The sequence below is a fragment of the Modicisalibacter muralis genome (assembly GCF_900102945.1).
Lineage (GTDB): Bacteria > Pseudomonadota > Gammaproteobacteria > Pseudomonadales > Halomonadaceae > Modicisalibacter > Modicisalibacter muralis.
Genome location: NZ_FNGI01000001.1, coordinates 859,366 through 880,101, shown reverse-complemented (window position 1 = coordinate 880,101; position 20,736 = coordinate 859,366). Strand labels below are relative to the sequence as shown.

The 20,736-nt window shown below is 63.0% G+C and carries 16 protein-coding genes; 7 read left to right on the top strand and 9 right to left on the bottom strand.

All coding sequences use genetic code 11. From position 1 onward, the window contains the following. The 4 genes from BLR92_RS04140 to BLR92_RS04125 are packed head-to-tail and all read right to left on the bottom strand — an operon-like array spanning position 1 to position 4,374. The gene (locus BLR92_RS04140; RefSeq protein ID WP_089725740.1) at positions 1-813 is read right to left on the bottom strand and encodes an enoyl-CoA hydratase family protein; all 813 of its coding nucleotides are present in this window, start codon (positions 811-813) and stop codon (positions 1-3) included. After that, complete coding sequence (locus BLR92_RS04135; RefSeq protein WP_089725738.1) at positions 810-1,325, bottom strand: MarR family winged helix-turn-helix transcriptional regulator; 516 nt, start codon at positions 1,323-1,325, stop codon at positions 810-812. The genes BLR92_RS04140 and BLR92_RS04135 overlap by 4 nt, the downstream gene beginning before the upstream one ends. Beyond that, a complete protein-coding gene (locus tag BLR92_RS04130; protein ID WP_089725736.1) occupies positions 1,319-2,083 on the bottom strand; it encodes an SDR family NAD(P)-dependent oxidoreductase in 765 nt (254 codons plus the stop codon). Before BLR92_RS04130 ends, BLR92_RS04135 begins: the two co-directional genes overlap by 7 nt. A 5-nt stretch (positions 2,084-2,088) precedes the next feature. Continuing rightward, positions 2,089-4,374, bottom strand: a complete 2,286-nt coding sequence (locus BLR92_RS04125; protein ID WP_089725734.1) for a bifunctional salicylyl-CoA 5-hydroxylase/oxidoreductase — start codon at positions 4,372-4,374, stop codon at positions 2,089-2,091. Positions 4,375-4,547: 173 nt separating this feature from the next. On the opposite strand from BLR92_RS04125, the gene BLR92_RS04120 reads away from it, so the two are divergent. The 3 genes from BLR92_RS04120 to BLR92_RS04110 all read left to right on the top strand — a co-directional run bounded on the left by BLR92_RS04120 (position 4,548) and on the right by BLR92_RS04110 (position 8,740). Then, positions 4,548-5,414 carry an alpha/beta hydrolase gene (locus tag BLR92_RS04120; protein ID WP_175488706.1) on the top strand — a complete coding sequence of 289 codons (867 nt, stop codon included), beginning with the start codon at positions 4,548-4,550 and terminating at the stop codon, positions 5,412-5,414. Between the two features lie 120 nt (positions 5,415-5,534). Further along, on the top strand, positions 5,535-6,653 hold the full coding sequence (locus BLR92_RS04115; RefSeq protein WP_089725731.1) for a histone deacetylase family protein: 1,119 nt from the start codon (positions 5,535-5,537) through the stop codon (positions 6,651-6,653). A gap of 113 nt (positions 6,654-6,766) precedes the next feature. After that, positions 6,767-8,740, top strand: a complete 1,974-nt coding sequence (locus tag BLR92_RS04110; RefSeq protein WP_089725728.1) for a sulfatase-like hydrolase/transferase — start codon at positions 6,767-6,769, stop codon at positions 8,738-8,740. A 16-nt stretch (positions 8,741-8,756) separates the two neighbouring features. On the opposite strand, the gene BLR92_RS04105 is transcribed toward BLR92_RS04110, so the two are convergent. The 5 genes from BLR92_RS04105 to BLR92_RS04085 form a co-directional block, all read right to left on the bottom strand. Continuing rightward, positions 8,757-10,280 (bottom strand): malonate--CoA ligase, encoded by a 1,524-nt coding sequence (locus tag BLR92_RS04105; protein ID WP_089725726.1) that lies wholly within the window; start codon positions 10,278-10,280, stop codon positions 8,757-8,759. Beyond that, on the bottom strand, positions 10,277-11,647 hold the full coding sequence (locus tag BLR92_RS04100; RefSeq protein WP_089725724.1) for a malonyl-CoA decarboxylase: 1,371 nt from the start codon (positions 11,645-11,647) through the stop codon (positions 10,277-10,279). Before BLR92_RS04100 ends, BLR92_RS04105 begins: the two co-directional genes overlap by 4 nt. Positions 11,648-11,672: 25 nt before the next feature. Continuing rightward, entirely contained in the window at positions 11,673-13,001 is a 1,329-nt protein-coding gene (locus BLR92_RS04095) for a TRAP transporter large permease (RefSeq protein ID WP_089725722.1), read from the bottom strand. 2 nt (positions 13,002-13,003) lie between these two features. After that, positions 13,004-13,525 carry a TRAP transporter small permease gene (locus tag BLR92_RS04090; protein WP_089725720.1) on the bottom strand — a complete coding sequence of 174 codons (522 nt, stop codon included), beginning with the start codon at positions 13,523-13,525 and terminating at the stop codon, positions 13,004-13,006. A gap of 73 nt (positions 13,526-13,598) precedes the next feature. Continuing rightward, positions 13,599-14,597, bottom strand: coding sequence for a TRAP transporter substrate-binding protein (locus tag BLR92_RS04085; RefSeq protein ID WP_089725717.1), 999 nt, complete (start codon positions 14,595-14,597; stop codon positions 13,599-13,601). Between the two features lie 157 nt (positions 14,598-14,754). Here BLR92_RS04085 and BLR92_RS04080 point away from each other — a divergent pair, with 157 nt between their 5' ends. The 4 genes from BLR92_RS04080 to BLR92_RS04065 all read left to right on the top strand — a co-directional run bounded on the left by BLR92_RS04080 (position 14,755) and on the right by BLR92_RS04065 (position 20,717). After that, positions 14,755-15,438 (top strand): GntR family transcriptional regulator, encoded by a 684-nt coding sequence (locus tag BLR92_RS04080; RefSeq protein WP_089725716.1) that lies wholly within the window; start codon positions 14,755-14,757, stop codon positions 15,436-15,438. Between the two features lie 125 nt (positions 15,439-15,563). After that, a complete protein-coding gene (locus BLR92_RS04075) occupies positions 15,564-16,904 on the top strand; it encodes a UDP-glucose dehydrogenase family protein (RefSeq protein WP_089725714.1) in 1,341 nt (446 codons plus the stop codon). Positions 16,905-17,032: 128 nt separating this feature from the next. After that, on the top strand, positions 17,033-17,449 hold the full coding sequence (locus BLR92_RS04070) for a hypothetical protein (RefSeq protein ID WP_089725712.1): 417 nt from the start codon (positions 17,033-17,035) through the stop codon (positions 17,447-17,449). Positions 17,450-17,678: 229 nt separating this feature from the next. Then, on the top strand, positions 17,679-20,717 hold the full coding sequence (locus BLR92_RS04065) for an ATP-binding protein (protein WP_089725710.1): 3,039 nt from the start codon (positions 17,679-17,681) through the stop codon (positions 20,715-20,717). Positions 20,718-20,736: the final 19 nt, after the last annotated feature.

The window sequence follows — 20,736 nt, the reverse complement described above, 5'->3', positions numbered from 1 at the left end:
TCAATCCCCCTCGAAGGTGGGTTTCTGCTTGTTGACGAAGGCGCGGTAGGCGCGCTCGAAGTCGCGGGTCTGCATGCAGATGGCCTGGGCCTGGGCCTCGGCTTCGATGGCCTGCTCAAGCCCCATCGACCACTCCTGGTTGAGCTGGGTCTTGGTGATGCCGTGAGCGAAGGTTGGGCCGGCGGCGATGCGTCGGGCCAGTTCCAGGGTCTGGGATTCCAGCTCGTCGGCGGGCACCAGGCGGTTGTAGAAACCCCAGCGCTCGCCTTCGTCGGCGCTCATGGTGCGCCCGGTATAGAGCAACTCGGCGGCGCGGCCCTGGCCGATCAGGCGCGGCAGCATGGCGCAGGCGCCCATGTCGCAGCCGGCCAGACCGACCTTGGTGAACAGGAAAGCGGTCTTGGCCTCGGGGGTGGCCAGGCGAATATCCGAGGCCATGGCGATGATCGCCCCGGCGCCCACGGCGACACCGTCCACCGCAGCGATGATCGGCTTGGTGCAGTTGAGCATCGCCTTGACCAGGTCGCCGGTCATGCGCGTGAAGGCGAGCAGCTCCTTCATGTCGCGGCCGACCAGCGGGCCGATGATGTCGTGCACGTCGCCGCCGGAGCAGAAGTTGCCACCGTTGCTGGCGATGACCACGACATCCACGTCGTCGGCATAGGCCAACTCGCGGAAGGTGTCGCGCAGCTCGGTGTAGGAGTCGAAGGTCAGCGGGTTCTTGCGCTCGGGGCGGTCGAACTGGATCACCGCCACGCGGTCCTCCACGCGCCAGAGAAAATGCTCGGGTTCGAGATCGGCCATCGGGCTCATGGAGATTCCTCGCGGTGGGCGGTTTCGGGGTTGGTGTCGGCGGTGCGATGCCCGGGCTTGAGTGACGCGCTGAGCGCGTCGACCGCCTCGGCATCGAGATGGCCGAGCAACTCGTCGATCCAGCGTTCGTGGGCTGCGGCCATGGCGGCGAAGGCGTGGCGTCCGGCGTCGCTGAGACGGATGATCGAGGTGCGCCGGTCGCCGGGGCGTTGGGTGCGTGTCGCCAGCCCATCGGCGACCAGGCGGTCGACGATGCCGGTGACGTTGCCGTTGGAGACCAGCAGCGCCCGCGATATCTCGCTCATCAAGAGGCCGTCCGTCTCGTGATCGCCCTGACGATAGAGTGCGGCCATCACGTCGAAGCGCGGCAGCGTGGTGTCGAACTCGTTGCGCAGGCGCTGGCGCAACTCGTTCTCGACGTGACGGGTGGTGCGCAGCATGCGCAGCCACAGGCGCAGGCGCGCCTTGCTGCCATCGAGGGCGTGATCGCCGGCGGGGAAGGGGTTCAGCATGTCTCGCCTCCCGAGACCGACAGCGCCTGGCCGGTCACCGCGCCCGAGTTCGTCCCGCACAGCCATAGCACCGCCTGGGCGACCTCTTCTGGCTGGACGAAACGCCCCATGGGATTGGTCGAGACCAGCGCGGCGCGGGCCTGCTCGGCGCTCTTGCCGGTCTTGTCGACGATGGTCTCGAGGCTGGCGTCGAGCATCTCGGTCTCGGTGAAGCCGGGGCAGATCGCATTGACGGTCACGCCGGTCTTCGCCGTCTCGATGGCCAGCGCGCGGCACAGGCCGATGACGCCATGCTTGGCGGCGACGTAGGGCGCCACGTAGGCGTAGCCCTTGAGTCCGGCGGTCGAGGCGACGAAGATCACCCGGCCCCAGCCGCGCTCGCTCATGCCGGAAAGCGCCGGCTTGACGGTGAGGAAGGCGCCGGTGAGGTTGACGTCGAGCGTCTGCGTCCAGGATTCGAGGGAGGTCCGGCCGAACGGGGCACTGTGTGCCAGGCCGGCGTTGGCGACGATGATATCCACCGGCCCGTGGTCCCGCTCGGCGTCGTCATACAGGCGCTGCATGGCGACTTCGTCGGTGACGTCGGCGATTCGCGAATGAATGTTGGTGTGGGTCGCGGCCAGCGCCTCGAGCGGCTCGGCGCGCCGCCCGCAGATGGTGACCCGCGCGCCGGCCTCGGCCAGCATGCGGGCGATGGTGGCACCGATGCCCGAGCCACCGCCGGTGACCAGGGCGTGCTTGCTGGAAAGATCGTTCATGCGTGTCACACCTTCATGCTCAGGGTTTCGCCGCGCTCGGCGAGGCGGTGCAACTGGTCGCGCCCGGCGAGGTAGGGCGCCGGCCAGGCCTCGGTCTTGTCGCCCAGCGCCGCCGCGGCGTGCAGCGTCCAGTAGGGGTTGGCGAGGTGTGGTCGGGCCAGGCAGACCAGGTCGGCGCGCCCCGCCATCAGGATCGAGTTGACGTGATCCGGTTCGTAGATGTTGCCCACCGCCATCGTCGCCAAGCCGATCTCGTTGCGGATGCGGTCGGAGAACGGCGTCTGGAACATGCGTCCGTAGACCGGTCGCGCGCGGGTCGAGGTCTGCCCGGCGGAGACGTCGCAGATGTCCACGCCGGCGTCCTTCAGCATCCGCGCGATCGCCACCGATTCCTCGGGCGTGACGCCGTCGTCGCCGACCCAGTCGCAGGCCGAGATGCGCACCGAGATCGGCTTGTCGTCGGGCCACACGGCACGCACCGCGTGAAAGACCTCCAGCGGGTAGCGCATGCGGTTGGCCAGGCTGCCACCGTAGTCATCCTCGCGCCGGTTGGTCAGCGGGGTGATGAACGAGGAGAGCAGATAGCCGTGGGCGAAGTGCAACTCGAGCATGTCGAAGCCGGCGCGCTCGGCCATTTGCGCCGCGGCGACGAATTCATCGCGTACGGCATCCATGTCATCGCGATCCATGGCCCGGGGCGTCTGGTTGCGTGGCGACCACGCCACCTCGGAGGCGGCGAGCAGCGGCCAGTTGCCTTCGGGCAAGGGCGCATCCATCTCCTCCCAGCCAACCTGGGTCGAGCCCTTGGGGCCGGAGTGGCCCAACTGACAGCAGATCCGGGCGTCGGTCTCGCGGTGCACGAAGTCGACGATGCGCTTCCAGGTCGCCTCGTGCTCGGGTGTGTACATGCCGGGACAGCCCGGGGTGATGCGGCCCTCGGGGCTGACGCAGGTCATCTCGATGTAGACCAGCCCGGCGCCGCCCTTGGCGCGCTCGGCGTAGTGCACCAGATGCCAGTCGGTGGGGCAGCCGTCGACCGCCTTGTACTGCGCCATGGGCGATACCACCACCCGGTTCTTGAGCGTCATGCCGCGCAGTTGGAACGGCGCGAACATCGGCGCGCGGTCACTGTCGCTGCCGGCCTGGCGTTGGAACCAGCGCTCGGCGCCGGCCAGCCAGCGGTTGTCGCGCAGGCGCAGGTTCTCGTGGCTGATGCGCTGCGAGCGGGTCAGCAGCGAGTAGTTGAACTGTACCGGATCGAGGTGTAGGTAACGGGCGATGTCCTCGAACCACTCCAGCGAGTTGCGCGCCGCCGATTGTAGGCGCAGCACCTCGAGCCTGCGGGCGTCTTCGTATTTGGCGAAGGCCGCATTAAGGCCGGACTCGCTGTGCAGGTAACCGGCCAGGGCGATGGCGCTCTCCAGTGCCAGCTTGGTGCCCGAGCCGATCGAGAAATGGGCGCTGGCGGCGGCGTCGCCGATCAACACCAGGTTCTCGTGCGACCAGCGCTCGCAGAGCACGCGGGGAAAGTTGATCCACGCCGAGCCGCGAATGTGGTGGGCGTTGCTCATCAACGCATGGCCGCCCAAATGCTCGGCGAAGATGCGCTCGCACACGGCGATCGATTCCTGCTGGCTCATTTCGCCGAAGCCGAACTTCTCCCAGGTTTCCTCGGCGCATTCGACGATGAAGGTCGCCGTGTCGTTATCGAACTGGTAGGCATGAGCCCACACCCAGCCGTGTTCGGTCTGCTCGAAGATGAACGAGAAGGCATCGTCGAACTTCTGATGGGTGCCGAGCCACACGAACTTGCACTTGCGTGATTCGATATTGGGCTGGAAAACCTCGGCGAAGGCGCCGCGTGCCTTGGAGTTCAGGCCGTCGGCGGCGAGCACCAGGTCATGGTCTTGCATGAAGGGGCGAGGGTCGCCGATCTCGGTCTCGAAGGCCAGTTCGACGCCGAGCTCGCGGGCGCGTCGCTGCAACAGCAACAGCAGTTGCTTGCGACCGATGCCGCAGAAGCCATGGCCGGTGGAGACGGTGCGCGTGCCCTTGAAGTACACGGCGATGTCGTCCCAGTAGGCGAAGTGATCGCCGATCCATTCGGCGCTGACCGGGTCGTTGGCCGCTAGATTGCCCAGGGTCTCGTCGGAGAGCACCACACCCCAGCCGAAGGTGGAGTCAGCCTGGTTGCGCTCGTAGATCGTGATGTCGTGGGCGGGGTCGCGCAGCTTCATGCTGATAGCGAAGTAGAGGCCCGCCGGGCCGCCGCCGAGAACTGCAATTTTCATAGGGCCGGAAGCTGCTTTTGATTGACGATGTGTTAGCAATAGCAGGCCCGAATAGATACTTCAAGGTTAAAATTTCATGCTTGAAGTAGTTGGCTGAAGTGGTTTTGCGTCGAGGGCTATCGCTACACTGTTGCTACCCCCAGGGGCAAATCATGGACGCGAGGGAGGGAACGATGGGTGCAAGTTACCGGGGAATGACGGGCAGGGTATTGGATGACGCCTATGCCACGCGACGCCTAGCGCCTGATTGCGAGGCTATCCTTGCGCGACAGGCCCGGGAGGGCGAGGCGGTGGTACGCGAGCATCGCCCGTTGCACCTTGATTACGGTAACGAAACAGACAATACGCCAGATACCTGCCTTGACCTGTTCGTTCCCGAGGGCGAGGGGCCCTGGCCGCTGGTCGCGTTCATCCATGGCGGCTACTGGCAGCGCCTCGATCACACGGCGGTCAATTTCATGGCGCCACGCTTTCTTGAGCGGGGCATGCTCGAGCGGGGCATGGCTTTTGCCTCGCTGGGTTACAGCGTGGCGCCGCATGCCTCGATCGACGAGATGATCGTGCATTGCATGCGCGGGTTGCATGCGATTCTCGAGCAGGCGCCGTCGCTCAATCTGAGCGGCGAGATTCATCTCGGCGGTCACAGCGCGGGAGCGCAACTCGCGGCGATGGTGCCGCTGGCCGGCGCGCGACTGTCAGGGTTGCCGGCGGTGCCGCTGCGCTCGCTACTGCTGGTCAGCGGGGTGTTCGATCTCGAGCCCATCGCCAAATGTTTCGTCAACGACGCGCTGGGGCTGGACGTCGCCGAGGCACGCGCGTTGAGTCCCATGTTCCAACTTAACCCCGAACTGCCCGCGACCCAGATTCTCTATGCCGAGCGCGATACCTTCGAGTTCCATCGCCAGAGCCTGGCGTTCGCCGCCGAACTGGCCGGGTTGGGCGTGGCCGTACGCGCCGCCTGCGTGGAGGATTGCGATCACTTCGACATTCTCGATGAACTGGGCCGAGCCGACAGCGTGGCGCTACGCTGGGTGAGGTAACGGTTCAGGGTTGAGTTACCGGGCAGGGCGTCGCGAAAGCCGTTCCATCTGGACTATGTTGCAGAGTAGATGCCGTGGCATGTTGAGAAGTCGCCTGGGCAGTGAAGCCGCTGGACGGTCATGGAGGTATCGCTAGTGATCGGCGATCGCGATGTCATCGTCATTCACGATGATCGGATGCTGGATCATCGGCCCAATGCCGAAGAGCCTTTCCTGCCCGGGCGATTGGCGAGTCGCGTGCAGGCAATTCTCGGTGGGCTTTTCGACGGCGTGGTTCTCAAGTGGAGCTACCCGGAGCATCCAGGGCGTCTCTCGGCGATAACCGATCTGCTGACACGCGAGCCGGTACCGGGTGTGCGCTACGAGACGGCGCGTGGCGCTTCGCAGGAACAGCTCGCGAGGGTACATACCACGTCCTATCTGGAGGATATCTACGCGCTGCGGGGTAAGCAGGCCTGGCTGGATGTCGATACCACGGCGGTTTCGTCGGGCAGCGTCGATGCCGCCGAAGTGGCGGCGGGGGCGGCGATTGCCGCGGTCGAGGCCGTTGTCGGCGGTCGCGCGCGCAGCGCTTTCGCGCTTTGTCGGCCTCCCGGCCATCACGCGGGTTCGGTGCGCGCTCGCGGTTTTTGCCTATTCAACAATGTCGCGGTGGCAGCGGCGCATGCCCAGGCCGCGCTGGGCTGCGAGCGCGTATTGATCGTCGATTGGGACGTTCACCATGGCAATGGCACCCAGGATATCTTCTGGGCCTCGCCGGATGTGATGTTCTTCGATACCCATCGTGGCGCGCCTTTTTATCCGGGCTCCGGCAACAAGGAGGATATCGGGGCGGGTCTCGGGGAGGGGCTGACCGTCAACGTGCCCCTGCCAGCCGGTTGCGGCGATCTCGCCCTGGTCAAGGTCTTTCGTGAGCTTCTCGTTCCGGCGGCGGATTGGTTCAAGCCGAATTTGATACTGGTCTCGGCGGGCTTCGACATGCACCGGCTGGATCTATGCCTGAATCTGAGCTACAGCGGCTTCGGCGCGCTGACCGCTATCGTTCAGGAGTTGGCCGACAAGCACTGCGATGGGCGCTTGGCCATGGTGCTGGAGGGTGGCTACCATCTGGAGTCTCTGGCGCGTGGCGTGCGAACCGTGCTTGAGGTCCTGGCCGGCGGCACCCCATCGATGACCGAGGAACCCGGCGTGCGGGAAGTTGCCGAGTTGATCGCCTTTCATAAACCAGCCTTCCTCTAAACGGTTTCGACGTACCCCTTGGCGGCGGATGTGTAATACTTCAGTCATGTTTGCGCGGTACGCTGTGGACGGGATCCTCTTGTCCCACGGCGACCGTCGACGAGGCTGTCACCATGGGGGCAATGCCCAATAAGCCCCGGCGCGGATTTCCCTGGTCGCTGGCGTTTTCCTATATCGCGGTTTTCATGGCAGGCGCGGTGTTCTATCGGCTACGGTTATGGCCGTTTGGCGAAGGCTATTACGCAGCGCTCAAGGCGTTCGAGTTGGAGGCGTTGCTGAGCTTCCTCGATAGTTACCATGTGCTCGAAGGCTTCGTCGTCGTGTGCCTGTTTTATTTGATGGCACGAACCCGTTCGCGACTGGCGATCGTCCTGGGTGTTCTCGGCTTCGTTTATATCTTCTTATGGGGCCTGTGGGTCGTTTCCGACATGATGACCGGTGTCGGCATCAATCAAGCGGTGATATTCCATCTTTTCAGCGGTACCGAGGGAGCGGACTACAGCCAGTTTCTGGGTGAGATAGCGGTGGCCGTGATCTTTCTCCTGCTGGCTGTTTCCGTGGTGGTTTTCTCGCTCGGGGTTGGCTGGCGTTCGAGGCGAACTCCCAAGCGTAGAACGCGGATGCTGCCTTTGGGAATGGGCTTTGTCATGCTCGTGGCGGCCTGGCTGGTATCACCCTGGCATCAGGACATCATGGTTCTGGCCGATTCCTACTCCCGGATCAACAGCGATCAGGCGCGGCGACTCGACGCCATGTACGTAGTCGAGCCCAGGGTCATCGAAAACAAGCAAAACCTCGTCGTGCTTTATCTGGAAGGCGTCGAGCGGACCTATTTCAACGACAAGCTCTTTCCCGGCCTGCTGCCCAACTTGAGCCGCCTGCGCGAAACCTCGCTGAGTTTTTCCGGTATCGAGCAATCGCCGGGCGCGGGATGGACGATTGCCGGCATGGTGAATACCCAGTGCGGCATACCGCTGGTCACCCCCGGCGCGGGCATCAACGACATGGGGCATGTGGAACGCTTCCTGCCCGAGGCCAAGTGCATCGCCGAGATTCTTGCCGAGAATGACTATCAGACGGTGTATATCGGCGGCGCCTCCGGCAAGTTCGCCGGGAAGGGCAGCTTTCTGCGCCAGCATGGGTTCATGGAGGTCAAGGACAGAGCCTACTTTCAAACCGAGCAGCCTCTTCCCGAAAGCGCCTTCTCGGGCTGGGGGCTGTACGACGACACGCTGCTGCAAATCGTGTATGACGAATTCGTGGCTCTCTCCGAGGAAGATGGCCCATTCGCGCTATTCGCGCTGACCATGGACACGCATCCGCCCAATCACCATGTGCCGCCGAGCTGCGAGGGCGTGCATTATGGCGATGGTTCGTCGAAGGCCCTGAATTCACTGCGTTGTACCGATCGCCTGGTAAGCGAGTTCATCGACAGGATAAGACGCTCGCCGTACTACGAAAACACCACGCTGGTGGTTTTGTCGGATCACCTGTCAATGGTCAACGATGCCAAGGTAGCGCTCGATAAGGCGCCGCAGCGCGAGAATCTGTTGATGATTTTCGATGCTTCGATGCCATCCGGCGAGCGGCATGTCCAGGGCACCATGGTGGATATCGGCGCCACGCTGCTCGATGTGCTCGATGCCAGCGAAACACGGCTGGGGTTCGGTCGCTCGTTGCTTGGCTCGAATGGACAGGAGGCTTCCTATTCCTCGGCTTTCTTCGCTGAACAGAGTCTCGCCGGATACCTGAGCTTCTCACGCCAGCTATGGGATATGCCGAGTGTTGTGGGCAGAATTTACAGCGATGGCAACGGTGGCGTCATACTGGGTGAGAGCCTTGTCGATGCCCCTTTCTTTTCGGTGCTGAACAGCCAGAACAAGGTCGTCGAAATCTACTTCGACGACTTCGCCGAGAAGCTCGACGAATTGCAGCGTGGCGCCCGCTATCTATATGCCCTGAGTTGCGAGAGTACGCGTAGCGCCGAGAGTGGTGTGTGCCTGGTGTCGGGTTTGAAAGGGGTCAGCGAAAAGATATTTTCATCCGTGGAGCTCGGCAACGGCATTCGGGCCGCCGAGCTGCTCTGATGGTGCATTCCATCAATCAGGATGATGTATAAAGGTCGCGATAACGCTGGCGTAGCTGGTTTTTCTGCACCTTGCCCATGGTGTTGCGAGGCAGGCTGTCGGCGAAGAACACCCGTTTGGGCTGCTTGTAGCGAGCCAGGCGGCCTTCCAGCGATTGGAGCACGCTGGCTTCGTCCACAGCCTCGCCGGGCCGCGCGACGACCACGGCGATGACGCCTTCGCCGAAATCCGGATGTGGCACGCCGACTACCGCCGACTCCACCACCTCCTCCATTTCATCGATGACCTGTTCCACTTCTTTGGGGTAGACGTTGTAGCCACCCGAGATCACCAGGTCCTTGTCGCGGCCGACAATATGCACGTAGCCGTGTTCGTCGATCATCGCCAGGTCGCCGGTAATGAAGAAACCGTCGTCGCCGAGTTCTTCGCGGGTCTTTTCAGGCATGCGCCAGTAGCCGATGAAGACGTTGGGGCCGCGCACTTCGAGAATGCCGATATCGCCCTGGGCCAGCGTCTCGCGGGTCTCCCGGTCGGTGACACGCACCTCGACACCGGGTAGCGGCAGGCCGACGGTGCCGGCGATGCGTGCGCCCTCGTAAGGGTTCGAGGTGTTCATGTTGGTTTCGGTCATGCCGTAACGCTCGAGGATGGCATGGCCGGTGCGTTGCTCGAAGCTCTGGTGGGTTTCGGCGGTCAGCGGGGCGGAGCCGGAGGTAAAAAGGCGCATGTTACGGGTCAGTTCGGGCGTCAGCCGCTCGTCCTGCAATAGCCGGGTGTAGAACGTCGGCACGCCCATGAAGGTCGTGGCGTGGGGCAGTTCATCGATGATCGCATCGACGTCGAAACGCGGCAGGAACAGCAGGCTGGCACCGGACAGCAGCACCACGTTACAGGCGACGAACAGGCCATGTGTATGAAAGATCGGCAGGGCGTGAATCAGCCGGTCGCTTGCGCTGAAACGCCAGCTTTCCACCAGGGCGTTGGCATTGGAGTAGAGGTTGCCATGGGTCAGCATCGCGCCTTTCGAGCGGCCGGTGGTGCCCGAGGTATAGAGAATCGCGGCCAGGTCGTCGCTGGAGCGCGGTTCGATAGCCGGCTGCGGCTCTACGATTGATGCCAACTCCATCAGGCTGCCGTTTGCCTGGGTGCCGAGGGTCGCCACGTTGGGACAGTCGGACTGCATGGCAATGCGTCGTGCCGCCTCGATATCCTCGGGACGACAGATGAACAGTGCCGGCTCGGCATCGCCGAGAAAATAACCGATCTCCTCGGCGGTATAGCCGGTATTGAGCGGCAAATAGACGCCACCCATTTGCAAGCAAGCCAGATACAGCAGAATCGTCTCGGGGCTCTTGTCGACCTGCACGGCGATGCGATCGCCGGGTGTCACGCCCAGCGCGATCAAGGCTCCCGCCAGTCGACCGCTGGATGCCAGCGCCTCGGCATAGCTGTAGCGTTGGCCTTGTCGCGTGACGATAAAATCGGCTTCTCCCCGGTCTCGCATGCGCTCGGCGAACATCTCGAAGAGGTTATGGTTCATTTTGCGGTGTCTCCCTTGAGTTGTTTGCGGGCGCGGCGGCCGAGATCGCGCACCTCGGATGAGCAGGCGATGGTGCCGTTAGTGGTGTATCGCTCGTGATTGCGTTCGATGTCATCGAGCACGTAAAGGTAATTGACCATCAGCCCCGTCGACTGGTGGATGCCCTTGTCCGAGGTGTCGCCGAGCCAATTGATGCGATGTAGCCGGGCGCCATTGCCGAGATGAAAACGCGCAACGGGATTGAGTGGCTGGTCATGTGCGTTCTTGATCGTCAGCAGGTAGTGCGCGGCGAGCGGTTTGACGACGTTCTTGAGCCGCTCGGCGCGAATCTCGTCGTTGCGCCAGTCGGGGTCATTGAGGTGGGCGAGCGTCTCCCGGGCGTCGGCGTCGAGTTGCTCGACGGTGTCTTCGTCGGCGAGGTAGGTCGTTTCGAGCCATTTGCGAAAGCCGGGCACCGGTGAGAGCGTGACGAAATTGCGCAGATCGGGTAGCTCCTGCTTGAGTTCCTGGACCACCTGCTTGATCAAAAAGTTGCCGAACGAGATGCCGCGCAGCCCGGTCTGGCAGTTGCTGATGCCGAAGAAGGCGGCGGTATCGGCCGCTTCGGGGTCGTCGATATCGTACTTGTCGCTGCTGAGAATGCTCTGGATCTGATCGGGCAGGCCCTTGTACAGCGCCACTTCGACGAAAATCAACGGCTCGTCGCCGATTGCCGGATGGAAGAAGGCGAAGCAGCGCCGGTCGCGGGCGTCCAGCCTGCGGCGCAGGTCGTTCCAGTCGTGAATCTCGTGTACTGCTTCGTAGCGAATGATCTTTTCCAGGATCACCGCCGGGGTGTTCCAGTCGATACGCTTGAGAATCAGGAAGCCACGGTTGAACCAGGAGCCGAACAGATGCGCGAAGTCGGCATTGATGGCCTGAAACTCGGGATGCTCGTGCATCTGGCCGAGCAGGTCTTCGCGCATGCGCACTAGTTCGAAGGTGCCGCCGCTGGTCAGGTTGAGACGGCGCAACAGCTCTTGCCGACGCGGCTCGCAGGCGTCGAAGAGAACCTGTAATTCCTGCTCGTGGCGCGATTCATGGTAGGCGGCATAAGCTTGATCGATCGACTGCGGATCGGCGGAGAAATCCGTGACCAGCGAGGCGAAAAAGCGCGACTTTTCTTCTGCGGTCAGACGCGCATAGAGCGCCAGCGCGCGGCTGGCCAGCGCAATGCTCGAGGCTTCGCCGTCGCTTTCCAGCAGCGCCAGGCAGGCCGCGATCAATTGCTGGTGATCGGGGTGAACGGGCTCGCCGACGCGCCGCCTGAGCAGCGCGTCTCGCTGGGTGATGTTACTGAAGAGTTCCTGCAGAAAACTCATGTTCATCGTGTCTTCCTTACTTGTCGGCCCTTCAGCCCATGATCAGGTCAGGCAGCCAGGTCACAATCCCCGGGAAGAAGCACAGCAGCACGATGCCCAATACCATGCACAGTGCGTAGGGCAGGCTACCCAATAGCACATCGCGTAAATCGATATCCGGTGCGATGCCCTTGATGATGAACAGGTTGAGACCCACGGGTGGTGTGATCAGGCCGATTTCCAGGTTGATCGTCAGCACCACCGCAAACCAGTACGGGTCGAAGTTGGCCTCCAGGATGATCGGCATGAGGATTGGCGCCGCCATCACGATCACCGCCACCGGTGGCAGGAAGAAACCGGCCACCAGCAGGAACACGTTGATGACCGCCATCAATACCCAGCGATTGACTTCGAGATCGGCGATTGCGCCGGCCACCGTCTGGGTGATGAACATCGACGACAGGGCGAAGGCGAAGATCTCCGCGGCGGCAATGATCAGCATGATCATCACGCTCTCGCGCAGGGCATCGCGCATGATGGTCTTGATGGGCCCGACTTGCCACATGCGGTAAACGACGATCGCCAATCCCAGGCACAGGAAGGCTCCGGCGCCTGCCGCCTCGGAGGGCGTGGCGACGCCGCCGTAGAGTGCGAACAGGATCCCCGACACCACGATCAGAAACGGCAGCACGCGCACCAGTGCGCGCATGTTGCCTTCGACGTTCTGCTTGATATTGGCGGCTGCCTCGGCCACCGGGTTGGGCGTGTTATATCCGCCGGCCATCTTGCAGGCGATAAGCGTCCAGAGCATGAACAGGCCAGCCAGCATCAGCCCCGGCATGGCTCCGGCGATGAATAGCCGGCCAATCGAGGTTTCGGTGGCGATACCATAGACGATCATGGTGACCGAGGGCGGAATCAGAATGCCCAGCGTACCGCCCGCCGCAATACAACCGGCGGCGACGCCATCCGGATAGCCGCGCTTGCGCATCTCGGGGATGCCCATCTTGCCGATCGCCGCGGCGGTCGCCGGCGATGAGCCCGAGAGCGCGGCAAAGATCGAGCAGGCGCCGATGTTGGAGATGGCCAGCCCGCCCGGCATCTTGCCCATCCATAGATCGAGAGAGCGATACAGGTCGCGCCCGGTCGGTGACGAAGCGACCGCGGCACCCATCAGAATGAACATGGGAATCGCCACGAAAGCGAATGAGGCAATGCTGTGAAAGAAAGTCTCACCAAAATAAGTCAGCTCGACCATGCCCTGATCGAGCACCAGGGCGACCAGGGAAACACTGCCGAGTGCAAAGGCAATGGGCGTGCCGATAGCCATCAATACGAATAGCGCGCTGACGACGAGTATGCCGCTGGTGACTGGATCCATGCTCAGGATTCCCCCCGAAGAATTTCCGCGATGTATTGCAGCGCAAGCAGGCTGGTGCCGATAGCCACCGGCAGCAGTGCCGGCCACAGCAACGGATTCCATACCGTGCCGGTGGTCCACCCCAGGTTGTAGGCTTCGATAAGGTAGTGCCAAGAGCCATAACTCAGTGCGATGCAGAAGCCGAGCCCGACCAGTGAGGCGATCAGCAGCATGATCTTGCGAATGACTCCGCCGATGACATCGGGGAGCGCGGTGACAGCCACGTGTCCGCCGGTCATCAGTACATAGGGCGTGCCGAGCAGCATCGCGTCGGTGATCGAGAAGATGGTGAACTCCGTCTGCCAGACGGTGCTTTCGCCCAGAATGTAACGCATGAAGATCATATGGCAGATCGCCAGAACGCCTATCGCGAGCAGGGTACCCGCGACAACGGCGGCGATACGGGACAAGTTGTCCATGCAACGGATATAGGCACCGATAACGCCGTGACTGGACGCTACCGGGTGGCTCGAGGACTCGGCCATGTCATCCCCCGACGTCGTTGGTCGATGGCCGCCTCGCCAGAGACGGCCGGTGTTGTGGTTGTGTCGGAAGCCGTTATTCCACGGCGAGTGCCGCGTCGATCAACTCCTGCCCCATGGGAACGTTTTCGGCGAAGGTCTTGTAGGAACTCTGCTTGGCGATATCCAGCCAGGCCTGGTAATCCTCCTTGGACATGGTGACGACCTTGACGCCGTTCTCCTTGAAGACTTCGACCATTTCCTGATCGAGTGCCGCCGCTTCACTGGCGAAGAACTCCTCGGCTTTCTGGCCGGCTTCGGTCAGCGCCTGTTGTTGTTCCTCGTTGAGACCATCCCAGCTCTGCTCGGAAATCAGAATCGGCTCGTACATGAACCACAGGGCGTTCTCACCAGGAGCGGTCAGGCAGTCGACCTGCTCGTAGATGCGATAGGATACGAACGAGCCCGAAGAGGTGTTGGCGCCATCGAGAACCCCGGTCTGCATGGCGGTATAGATTTCCGAGGACGGCATCGAGGCGATCGAGGCACCGGCCGTGGCCAGCATTTCATCGAAGGCTGGTCCGGCGGCGCGCATGGTCTGGCCTTCGACCGTGTCGGGGGAGGTGATGCAACGCATGCTCGAGGCGAAGCCGCCCGCCAGCCAGGCATCGGCGAGCACTCGCGCGCCGGCCTCGTTGATGATGTCCTTGATCATGGTCATGAATTCGGAGTCGTTCAGCCGCTGGGCACGGTCATGATTACGCACCAGGCCCGGCATGAGCGTGGCCGAAAATTCAGGATGACGGCCGCTGGCGTAGTCGAGCGGTAGCGATGTCATGTCGAGCCGGCCACGTACCAGCGCACTCCATTGCTCCTTGGCCTTGAATAGCGACTGGCCGGGATAGACCTGAATTTCGAGATCGACGTCGGCGGCGGCGACTTCGTCGGCCATTAGCTGTGCCATCTCGTCACGCACGTCTCCTTGTCCGCCGGGAAACTGGTGGGATAGGCGCAGCACGGTTTGCGCGGAAGCGGCGGAGCTGAAGGCAAGAATCAGGGCCGCCGCGGCGATCGCGGAGCTGAGTTGGCGTTTCATAGCGTCTCCTGGGAACATTATTCTTGTGTGATGTATATCAGCGATGCTGATGTATACTTCAATAGTCGTTGCGTATACTGATGTCAATTTTATGTCGCTAGACCAAGGTGGCGGTTCGCTGGATGATGAGTCGGTAATGTAGAGCAGGAGGAAGCCCGTGAATGGTGCGAAACGATCGAATGCCCAGCGACTGCGCGATTCGCTGGAAGACGACATCATCAATGGCCGCCGCGCGCCCGGTGAACGTCTCGACCCCGAAGCCCTGGCCAGGCAGTTCAATGTGTCGCGCACGCCGATTCGCGAGGCCATCGTTCAATTGACCGCCAGCGGTCTGGTGACGGTATCGCCGAAGAAGGGCACCTTCGTGGCCAGGGTGGGCGTGGCGCAACTGATCGAAATGTTCGAGGTCATGGCGGAACTCGAAGGCATGTGTGGCCGTTTGGCCGCCAGACGGATCACGGCCGAAGAGCTGGCGGCACTGCATGAGGCGCTGACGCGTTGCGAGGCGTCCGCCAGGCAGGGCGACCCCGACGACTATTACTATGAAAACGAGCGCTTTCATCACTGCATTTACAAGGCGAGCCATAATGGTTTTCTCGCCGACGAAGCGCACCAACTCAAGCAGCGCCTGAAACCCTATCGACGCTTGCAACTTCAGGTACGCCATCGAATGGGCAGCTCGCTCAGCGAGCATGGCGAGATCGTCGAGGCGATCGAAACGGGGGATTCGCTGCGAGCAGAACAGGCGTTACGCAGTCATGTGCTGATCCAGGGCGAGCGTTTCAGCGATTTCGTGGCCAGCGTGCAAAAGCTCAATGGCAGGGAAGCGATGCCGGGCTGACACGGTGGTCGCGGCAACGGGTGACCAGGCTGATGACCAATGGCATGATAATGCCATTCCTATGGCACGGCGCAGGGACGCTGCCCCGGCCTGACCAATCAGACGCACAACAGGATCGCTATTCCATGAAAATCGCCATCTTCGGCACCGGCTACGTTGGCCTGGTCACCGGCACCTGTCTCGCCGATGTCGGCCACGACGTGATATGCATGGATGTGGATGCCGACAAGGTTTCACGCTTGAAGCGCGGCGAGATTCCCATCTACGAGCCCGGCCTCGAGTCGATGGTTCGTGACAATATGCATGCCGGCCGGCTGCGCTTCACCACCGATCCCGCCGAGGCCGTGACGTTTGGCCTGTTGCAGTTCATCGCCGTGGGTACTCCTGCCGATGAAGATGGCAGTGCCGATTTGCAGTACGTGCTGGCGGTGGCGAAAACCATCGGCGAGCACATGGACGATTACAAGGTGGTGATCGACAAGTCCACCGTGCCGGTGGGCACCGCCGACAAGGTTGGTGCCGCGCTGAGCCAGGCGCTCGCCAAACGCGGTAGCCAGCTCGAGTTCGATGTCTGCTCCAACCCGGAGTTTCTCAAGGAAGGCGCGGCCATCGATGACTTCACCAGGGGCGCGCGGATCGTGGTGGGTACCGATTCCGAGCGCGTCGAAGCGCTGATGCGCGAGTGTTACGCGCCGTATAACCGCAACCATGAAAAACTGATGTTCATGGACGTGCGCAGCGCCGAGCTGACCAAGTACGCCGCCAACGCCATGCTGGCGACCAAGATCAGTTTCATGAACGAGATCGCCAACCTCGCCGAGCGCCTCGGCGCGGATATCGAGGAAGTACGCCGCGGTATCGGCTCCGACCCACGCATCGGCTATCACTTCATCTACCCTGGCTGCGGCTATGGCGGCTCGTGTTTCCCCAAGGATGTCCAGGCCCTGGCGCGCACCGCTGGGCAGGTCGGTTACCCGGCCGAGTTGCTGGGCGCCGTGGAGGCGGTCAACCGGCGTCAGAAGACCACGCTGTTTACCAAGCTCCAGCGGGCCTTCGATGGCGAACTCAAAGGCAAGACCATCGCGCTGTGGGGCCTGGCCTTCAAACCCGATACCGACGACATGCGTGAAGCGCCCAGCCGGGCGCTGATGGAGGCGCTATGGGCGGTAGGCGCCAAGGTGCAGGCGCACGACCCCGAAGCCATGGACGAGTGCCGACGCCTCTATGGCCAACGCAACGACCTGACCCTGGCCGATAGCCGCGAGGCGGCGGTCGAGGGTGCCGATGCGCTGGTCATCTGTACCGAATGGAAGAGCTATCGCACGGTCGATTTCGCCTGGCTCAAGCGCGAACTCGCCACGCCGGTGATCGTCGATGGGCGCAACCTGTTCGAGCCCGATGCGGTGAAGCAGGCCGGGATTCTGTATTTCGCCGTGGGGCGGGGCGAATCATCGATGCAAGCATGAGTTTTCGGCCATCAGCGATGGTTGCAAGCCGACAAATTGAGGCCAAGAACGGCGGCTAATCGGCGCAATGGTCGCGCCTAAGACCGTTCAAACTGAAACGATTCGAGAACTCTTTCAGTGAGACGGCCATGCTCGCTCGGCAGCCCGTGGCATATACACCTAAGTACCATGAGAAAGCGCTGGTGACCGCCAATCGCTTTCTCGGCTTGCCGAACGAGCTATGGAGCGTCTGGGCCGCGCTGATGATCGGCATGACCGGCTGGTTCGCCAGCGGCGTGGCGCTGATCGTCTTCATTGTGGATTACGGTCTGTGGCTGTTGCTGGCTGCCTTGTCGATCTGGCTGGTGCTCAGGTGCCTGACGCCGTCGCGCAGCCTTCTGAAGCGTGTGGCGCTCGAAGAGCATCGCATCGAGGTGGAGCACGTCGCGACGCTACATGGGGTGAGTACCCACGACGTGCTGCTGGTTGATAGTGAGGCCGAGCGCCAGTTGTTGGAGTTGGGGCAGGTCGCCCCCTCGAACGAGGATAGTTGTCCGATAGGTTGAGCGAAGTGCTCGTTTCTGCCATCACAAGCCCGGCCTGGCGCCGGGCTTGTGTCTTTGTCGTTTTTCTCTCACCGGCCTAGCCCGGAACTTGCCCTCTTTTGTGCTATTCCCCGTTCACGCTGAGCTTGTCGAAGCGCGAGGGCGCCGCCGCGCAACAACCTAATAGAAAAATCCGTTTCGAGGCGTACACTAACGAGGATAGTCCTTCCATGAGGAGGATTGCCGAGCGATGCCAGGGGAAAACACGGGAACGGATATAGGCCTTCTGGGCCGGTTCGAAGTGCGCCGAGGCGGTGTGCTGGTGCCGCTGCCGCCGTCGCGTAAGAGCCGCGCGCTGCTTGCATTTCTTGTGCTCGCGGGCGAGCCCGTGCGACGCGAACGGTTATGCGAACTGTTCTTTGAAACCCCGGCTGACCCGCGTGCGGCCCTGCGCTGGTGCCTGAGCAAGCTGCGTCCGCTCGTGGACGATACGGATACGGCGCGACTGATCGCCCAGTGTGACCACATCGCGTTCGCGGCCGACGACGTCGATGTGGATGTTTTCGTCTACCGGCAACTCGTGGGCGGTGAGCCGGAGCAGGCCGAAACGGACACCCTGGAAGAGGCGGCGCGCCGCTATCGTGGTGTATTGCTGGAAGATATCGACCTGCCGGAGTGCCACCGCTTTGCCGCCTGGCTGACCGGCGAACGCGAACGCCTGGATGTACTGCACGACCGGGTGCTCGCCACGTTGGTCCGGCGCCTGCACGACCGGCCCGAGCGGGCGTTGGAATGGGCCGGGACACGGCTGCGGCTGAATCCCTATGCTGAAGAGGCACATGCGGACGTCATGGATAGCCTGGTACGCCTCGGGCGTCGCGACGAAGCATTGAAACAGTTCCGTCGCTGCTCACGCATGCTTGCCGAGGAGCTGGGCCTGAAGCCCTCACAGACGCTGCGAGAGGCCTACGCGCGACTGTCAGCCGGACAATCCGGTGCGCCGGTCGTGCGCCAAACCGGCGACGATCTGCCAGCCCTGGTCGGCCGGCATAAGGAAACAGCCGCGTTGCGGACATGGCTCGCCGAGGCTTCCGCTGCCGCAGAACCGGAAGTGCTGTGGTTGCACGGCGAACCCGGCATCGGCAAGTCCCGTCTGCTGGCGGAACTGGCGGCGATGACGGGCGACACGGGCGGGCAGACGCTCGCGGGCCGCGGTTTCGAAGTCGAAACGACCCGGCCGCAAGGCGCATGGATCGATCTGTTGAGCGCCATTCCGCGCCCACGTATTCCCGAGTATCTGCGCGCCGTGCTGGCACCCCTGCGACCGGAGCTGGACACGGCCGGGTCTGCGCCCATCGACCGAAATTTACTGTTCGCGACGGTCGCCGAGTTGCTCGCCACCCTGGCGACAACGGCGGCGCCGCTGGTCATCCTGTTCGACGACGTGCAATGGTTGGATAAGGCATCCATCAGCCTGTTGCACTACGTGATCCGCACCACCGCCGGCCGGGGCGTGCTGTTCGCCTGTGCCGCGCGTCCGTCCGAACTCGAAACCAATGCCGCTGCGCAGAAGCTGACGCAGGCGCTGCGCCACGACGGCCGCCTGCGCGATCTCGACATCCCGGCCATGAGCGCCGAGGATACGCGCGCGCTGGTCTGCCGGCTGGATCCCGAGCTGGACACCGAGCTCGTATACCGCCACAGCCAGGGCAACCCCCTGTTCGCGCTGGAAGTGGCGCGCGCCATGCAGCGCGGCGCGCTGGAACTGTCGCGTACGCTGGATACGCTGATCGGCGACCGGCTCGCCGGCTTGGACGCGCAAACGAGTACGTTGCTGCCTTGGGCCGCAGCGCTGGGTCACGACTTCGACCTGGAGCGGCTCGGAGAGGTCTGCGATCTGTCGGCGCCGGCATTGCTCACCGCTCTCGGGATCCTCGAAAAACGACGGATTTTCAAGGTATCCGACAATGGCCGCTACGATTTCAACCATGACCTGATTCGGGAGGCGGCGTATCAGCAGGTGTCACAACCCTGCCGGCGCGTCATTCATGCCCGGATTGCGCAGACACTGGCGACGCGGCAAATCGATGCCGAGGCCAACGAACTAGTGCGACACGCCATTCTGGCCGACGATCCGGCGATGGCCGCGCGCGCTGCGGTGGCCGCCGGTCGATACGGCCTGAGCATATTCGGCTATGAGGAAGTGTCGGCGCAGATCACCCGGGGCATATCGCTTCTGGATCGCCTTCTCGAAACCCAGCGCCTCGAACGCGAAGCCGAACTGCTGGAACTGTGGGTCCACCCGGGCATGGCGCCGTACCGGCCGGACGACCTGCAGGCCCGCTTGTTGCACCTGGTCAAACAGGCACGGCTGCAACGGCGGCCCACGCTGCTGGCGCATTGTTTCTATCTGCTCGCTAACATCCATTATCAGACCGGCGACACCCACCACGCCATACAACGGGCGTTCAACGCCGAGACGGCCGGGCGCGATGCCGACCCGGTGACCGTGGTGCGCGCCATAGCCGACTGCGCCAAGTGTCTGGGCATGCTGCAACGGGACATGCCGCGCGTGCGGGCGCTGGCACTCGAGGCCCAGGCGCTGGCTGCGGAACTGGACAACCAATTCTACGAAATCCCGCTCGCGCTCGGTCTGGCTCATCAGCACGCCGGCCAGTGGCGGCGGGCGCACCAGTGCTACGAACAGGCGCTCGCGCTGGCCCGCAACAGCTCCGATCACTGGTGGGAAGTCTATTGCCTGTCCCGCCTGCCGCTGCTGGAACTCGAGCGCGGCCGTCCACAAGCGGTGACGCCCTGGTGTGAGGAACTGGTACCGCTGGCCGAAAAGATGGGGCTGGACAGCGAAACCGCGCTTGCCCACGCACTCGGCGCCCTGGCGGGCATGGCCCTGCTGGCCGCGGATGCTGAACCCCGGCTCAATGCGGCGCTGGCGCAGCTGCGCTCGGCGGACAGCCAATGGCTGCTGGCCCAGGTGCAGATTTTCGGCGCCGGCTGCGATCTCGCCGCCGGCCGATACGACGCGGCCGAGCAGCGTGCCGGCGAGGCGCTCACCGCCGCCCGCATCGTGGACCAGCGCAGCGAGATGGCGCTGGCGCAAACGCTGCTGGCCGAGCTTGCCTGGCGCGCGGGCGACGGGGAAACGGCCCGCGCGCAACTCGACGCCGTCGCTCCGGATTTCGCCGATCGGCCCTTGTTGTCACACCGGGCACGTCGTGCCTACACGGATGCCCGCCGCCGTTTGTCCGAAACGGCCCTCATACAACGCTGATGCAAACGCTCGCACCAAT

Excerpts from the sequence above, each read along its gene's own strand:
- BLR92_RS04085 (WP_089725717.1), bottom strand. The coding sequence starts at position 14,597 with ATGAAACGCCAACTCAGCTCCGCGATCGCCGCGGCGGCCCTGATTCTT.
- BLR92_RS04140 (WP_089725740.1), bottom strand. The coding sequence starts at position 813 with ATGAGCCCGATGGCCGATCTCGAACCCGAGCATTTTCTCTGGCGCGTG.
- BLR92_RS04105 (WP_089725726.1), bottom strand. The coding sequence starts at position 10,280 with ATGAACCATAACCTCTTCGAGATGTTCGCCGAGCGCATGCGAGACCGG.
- BLR92_RS04130 (WP_089725736.1), bottom strand. The coding sequence starts at position 2,083 with ATGAACGATCTTTCCAGCAAGCACGCCCTGGTCACCGGCGGTGGCTCG.
- BLR92_RS04065 (WP_089725710.1), top strand. The coding sequence starts at position 17,679 with ATGCCAGGGGAAAACACGGGAACGGATATAGGCCTTCTGGGCCGGTTC.
- BLR92_RS04120 (WP_175488706.1), top strand. The coding sequence starts at position 4,548 with ATGGGTGCAAGTTACCGGGGAATGACGGGCAGGGTATTGGATGACGCC.
- BLR92_RS04100 (WP_089725724.1), bottom strand. The coding sequence starts at position 11,647 with ATGAACATGAGTTTTCTGCAGGAACTCTTCAGTAACATCACCCAGCGA.
- BLR92_RS04115 (WP_089725731.1), top strand. The coding sequence starts at position 5,535 with ATGGAGGTATCGCTAGTGATCGGCGATCGCGATGTCATCGTCATTCAC.
- BLR92_RS04075 (WP_089725714.1), top strand. The coding sequence starts at position 15,564 with ATGAAAATCGCCATCTTCGGCACCGGCTACGTTGGCCTGGTCACCGGC.
- BLR92_RS04125 (WP_089725734.1), bottom strand. The coding sequence starts at position 4,374 with ATGAAAATTGCAGTTCTCGGCGGCGGCCCGGCGGGCCTCTACTTCGCT.
- BLR92_RS04090 (WP_089725720.1), bottom strand. The coding sequence starts at position 13,525 with ATGGCCGAGTCCTCGAGCCACCCGGTAGCGTCCAGTCACGGCGTTATC.
- BLR92_RS04095 (WP_089725722.1), bottom strand. The coding sequence starts at position 13,001 with ATGGATCCAGTCACCAGCGGCATACTCGTCGTCAGCGCGCTATTCGTA.
- BLR92_RS04110 (WP_089725728.1), top strand. The coding sequence starts at position 6,767 with ATGGGGGCAATGCCCAATAAGCCCCGGCGCGGATTTCCCTGGTCGCTG.
- BLR92_RS04135 (WP_089725738.1), bottom strand. The coding sequence starts at position 1,325 with ATGCTGAACCCCTTCCCCGCCGGCGATCACGCCCTCGATGGCAGCAAG.
- BLR92_RS04070 (WP_089725712.1), top strand. The coding sequence starts at position 17,033 with ATGCTCGCTCGGCAGCCCGTGGCATATACACCTAAGTACCATGAGAAA.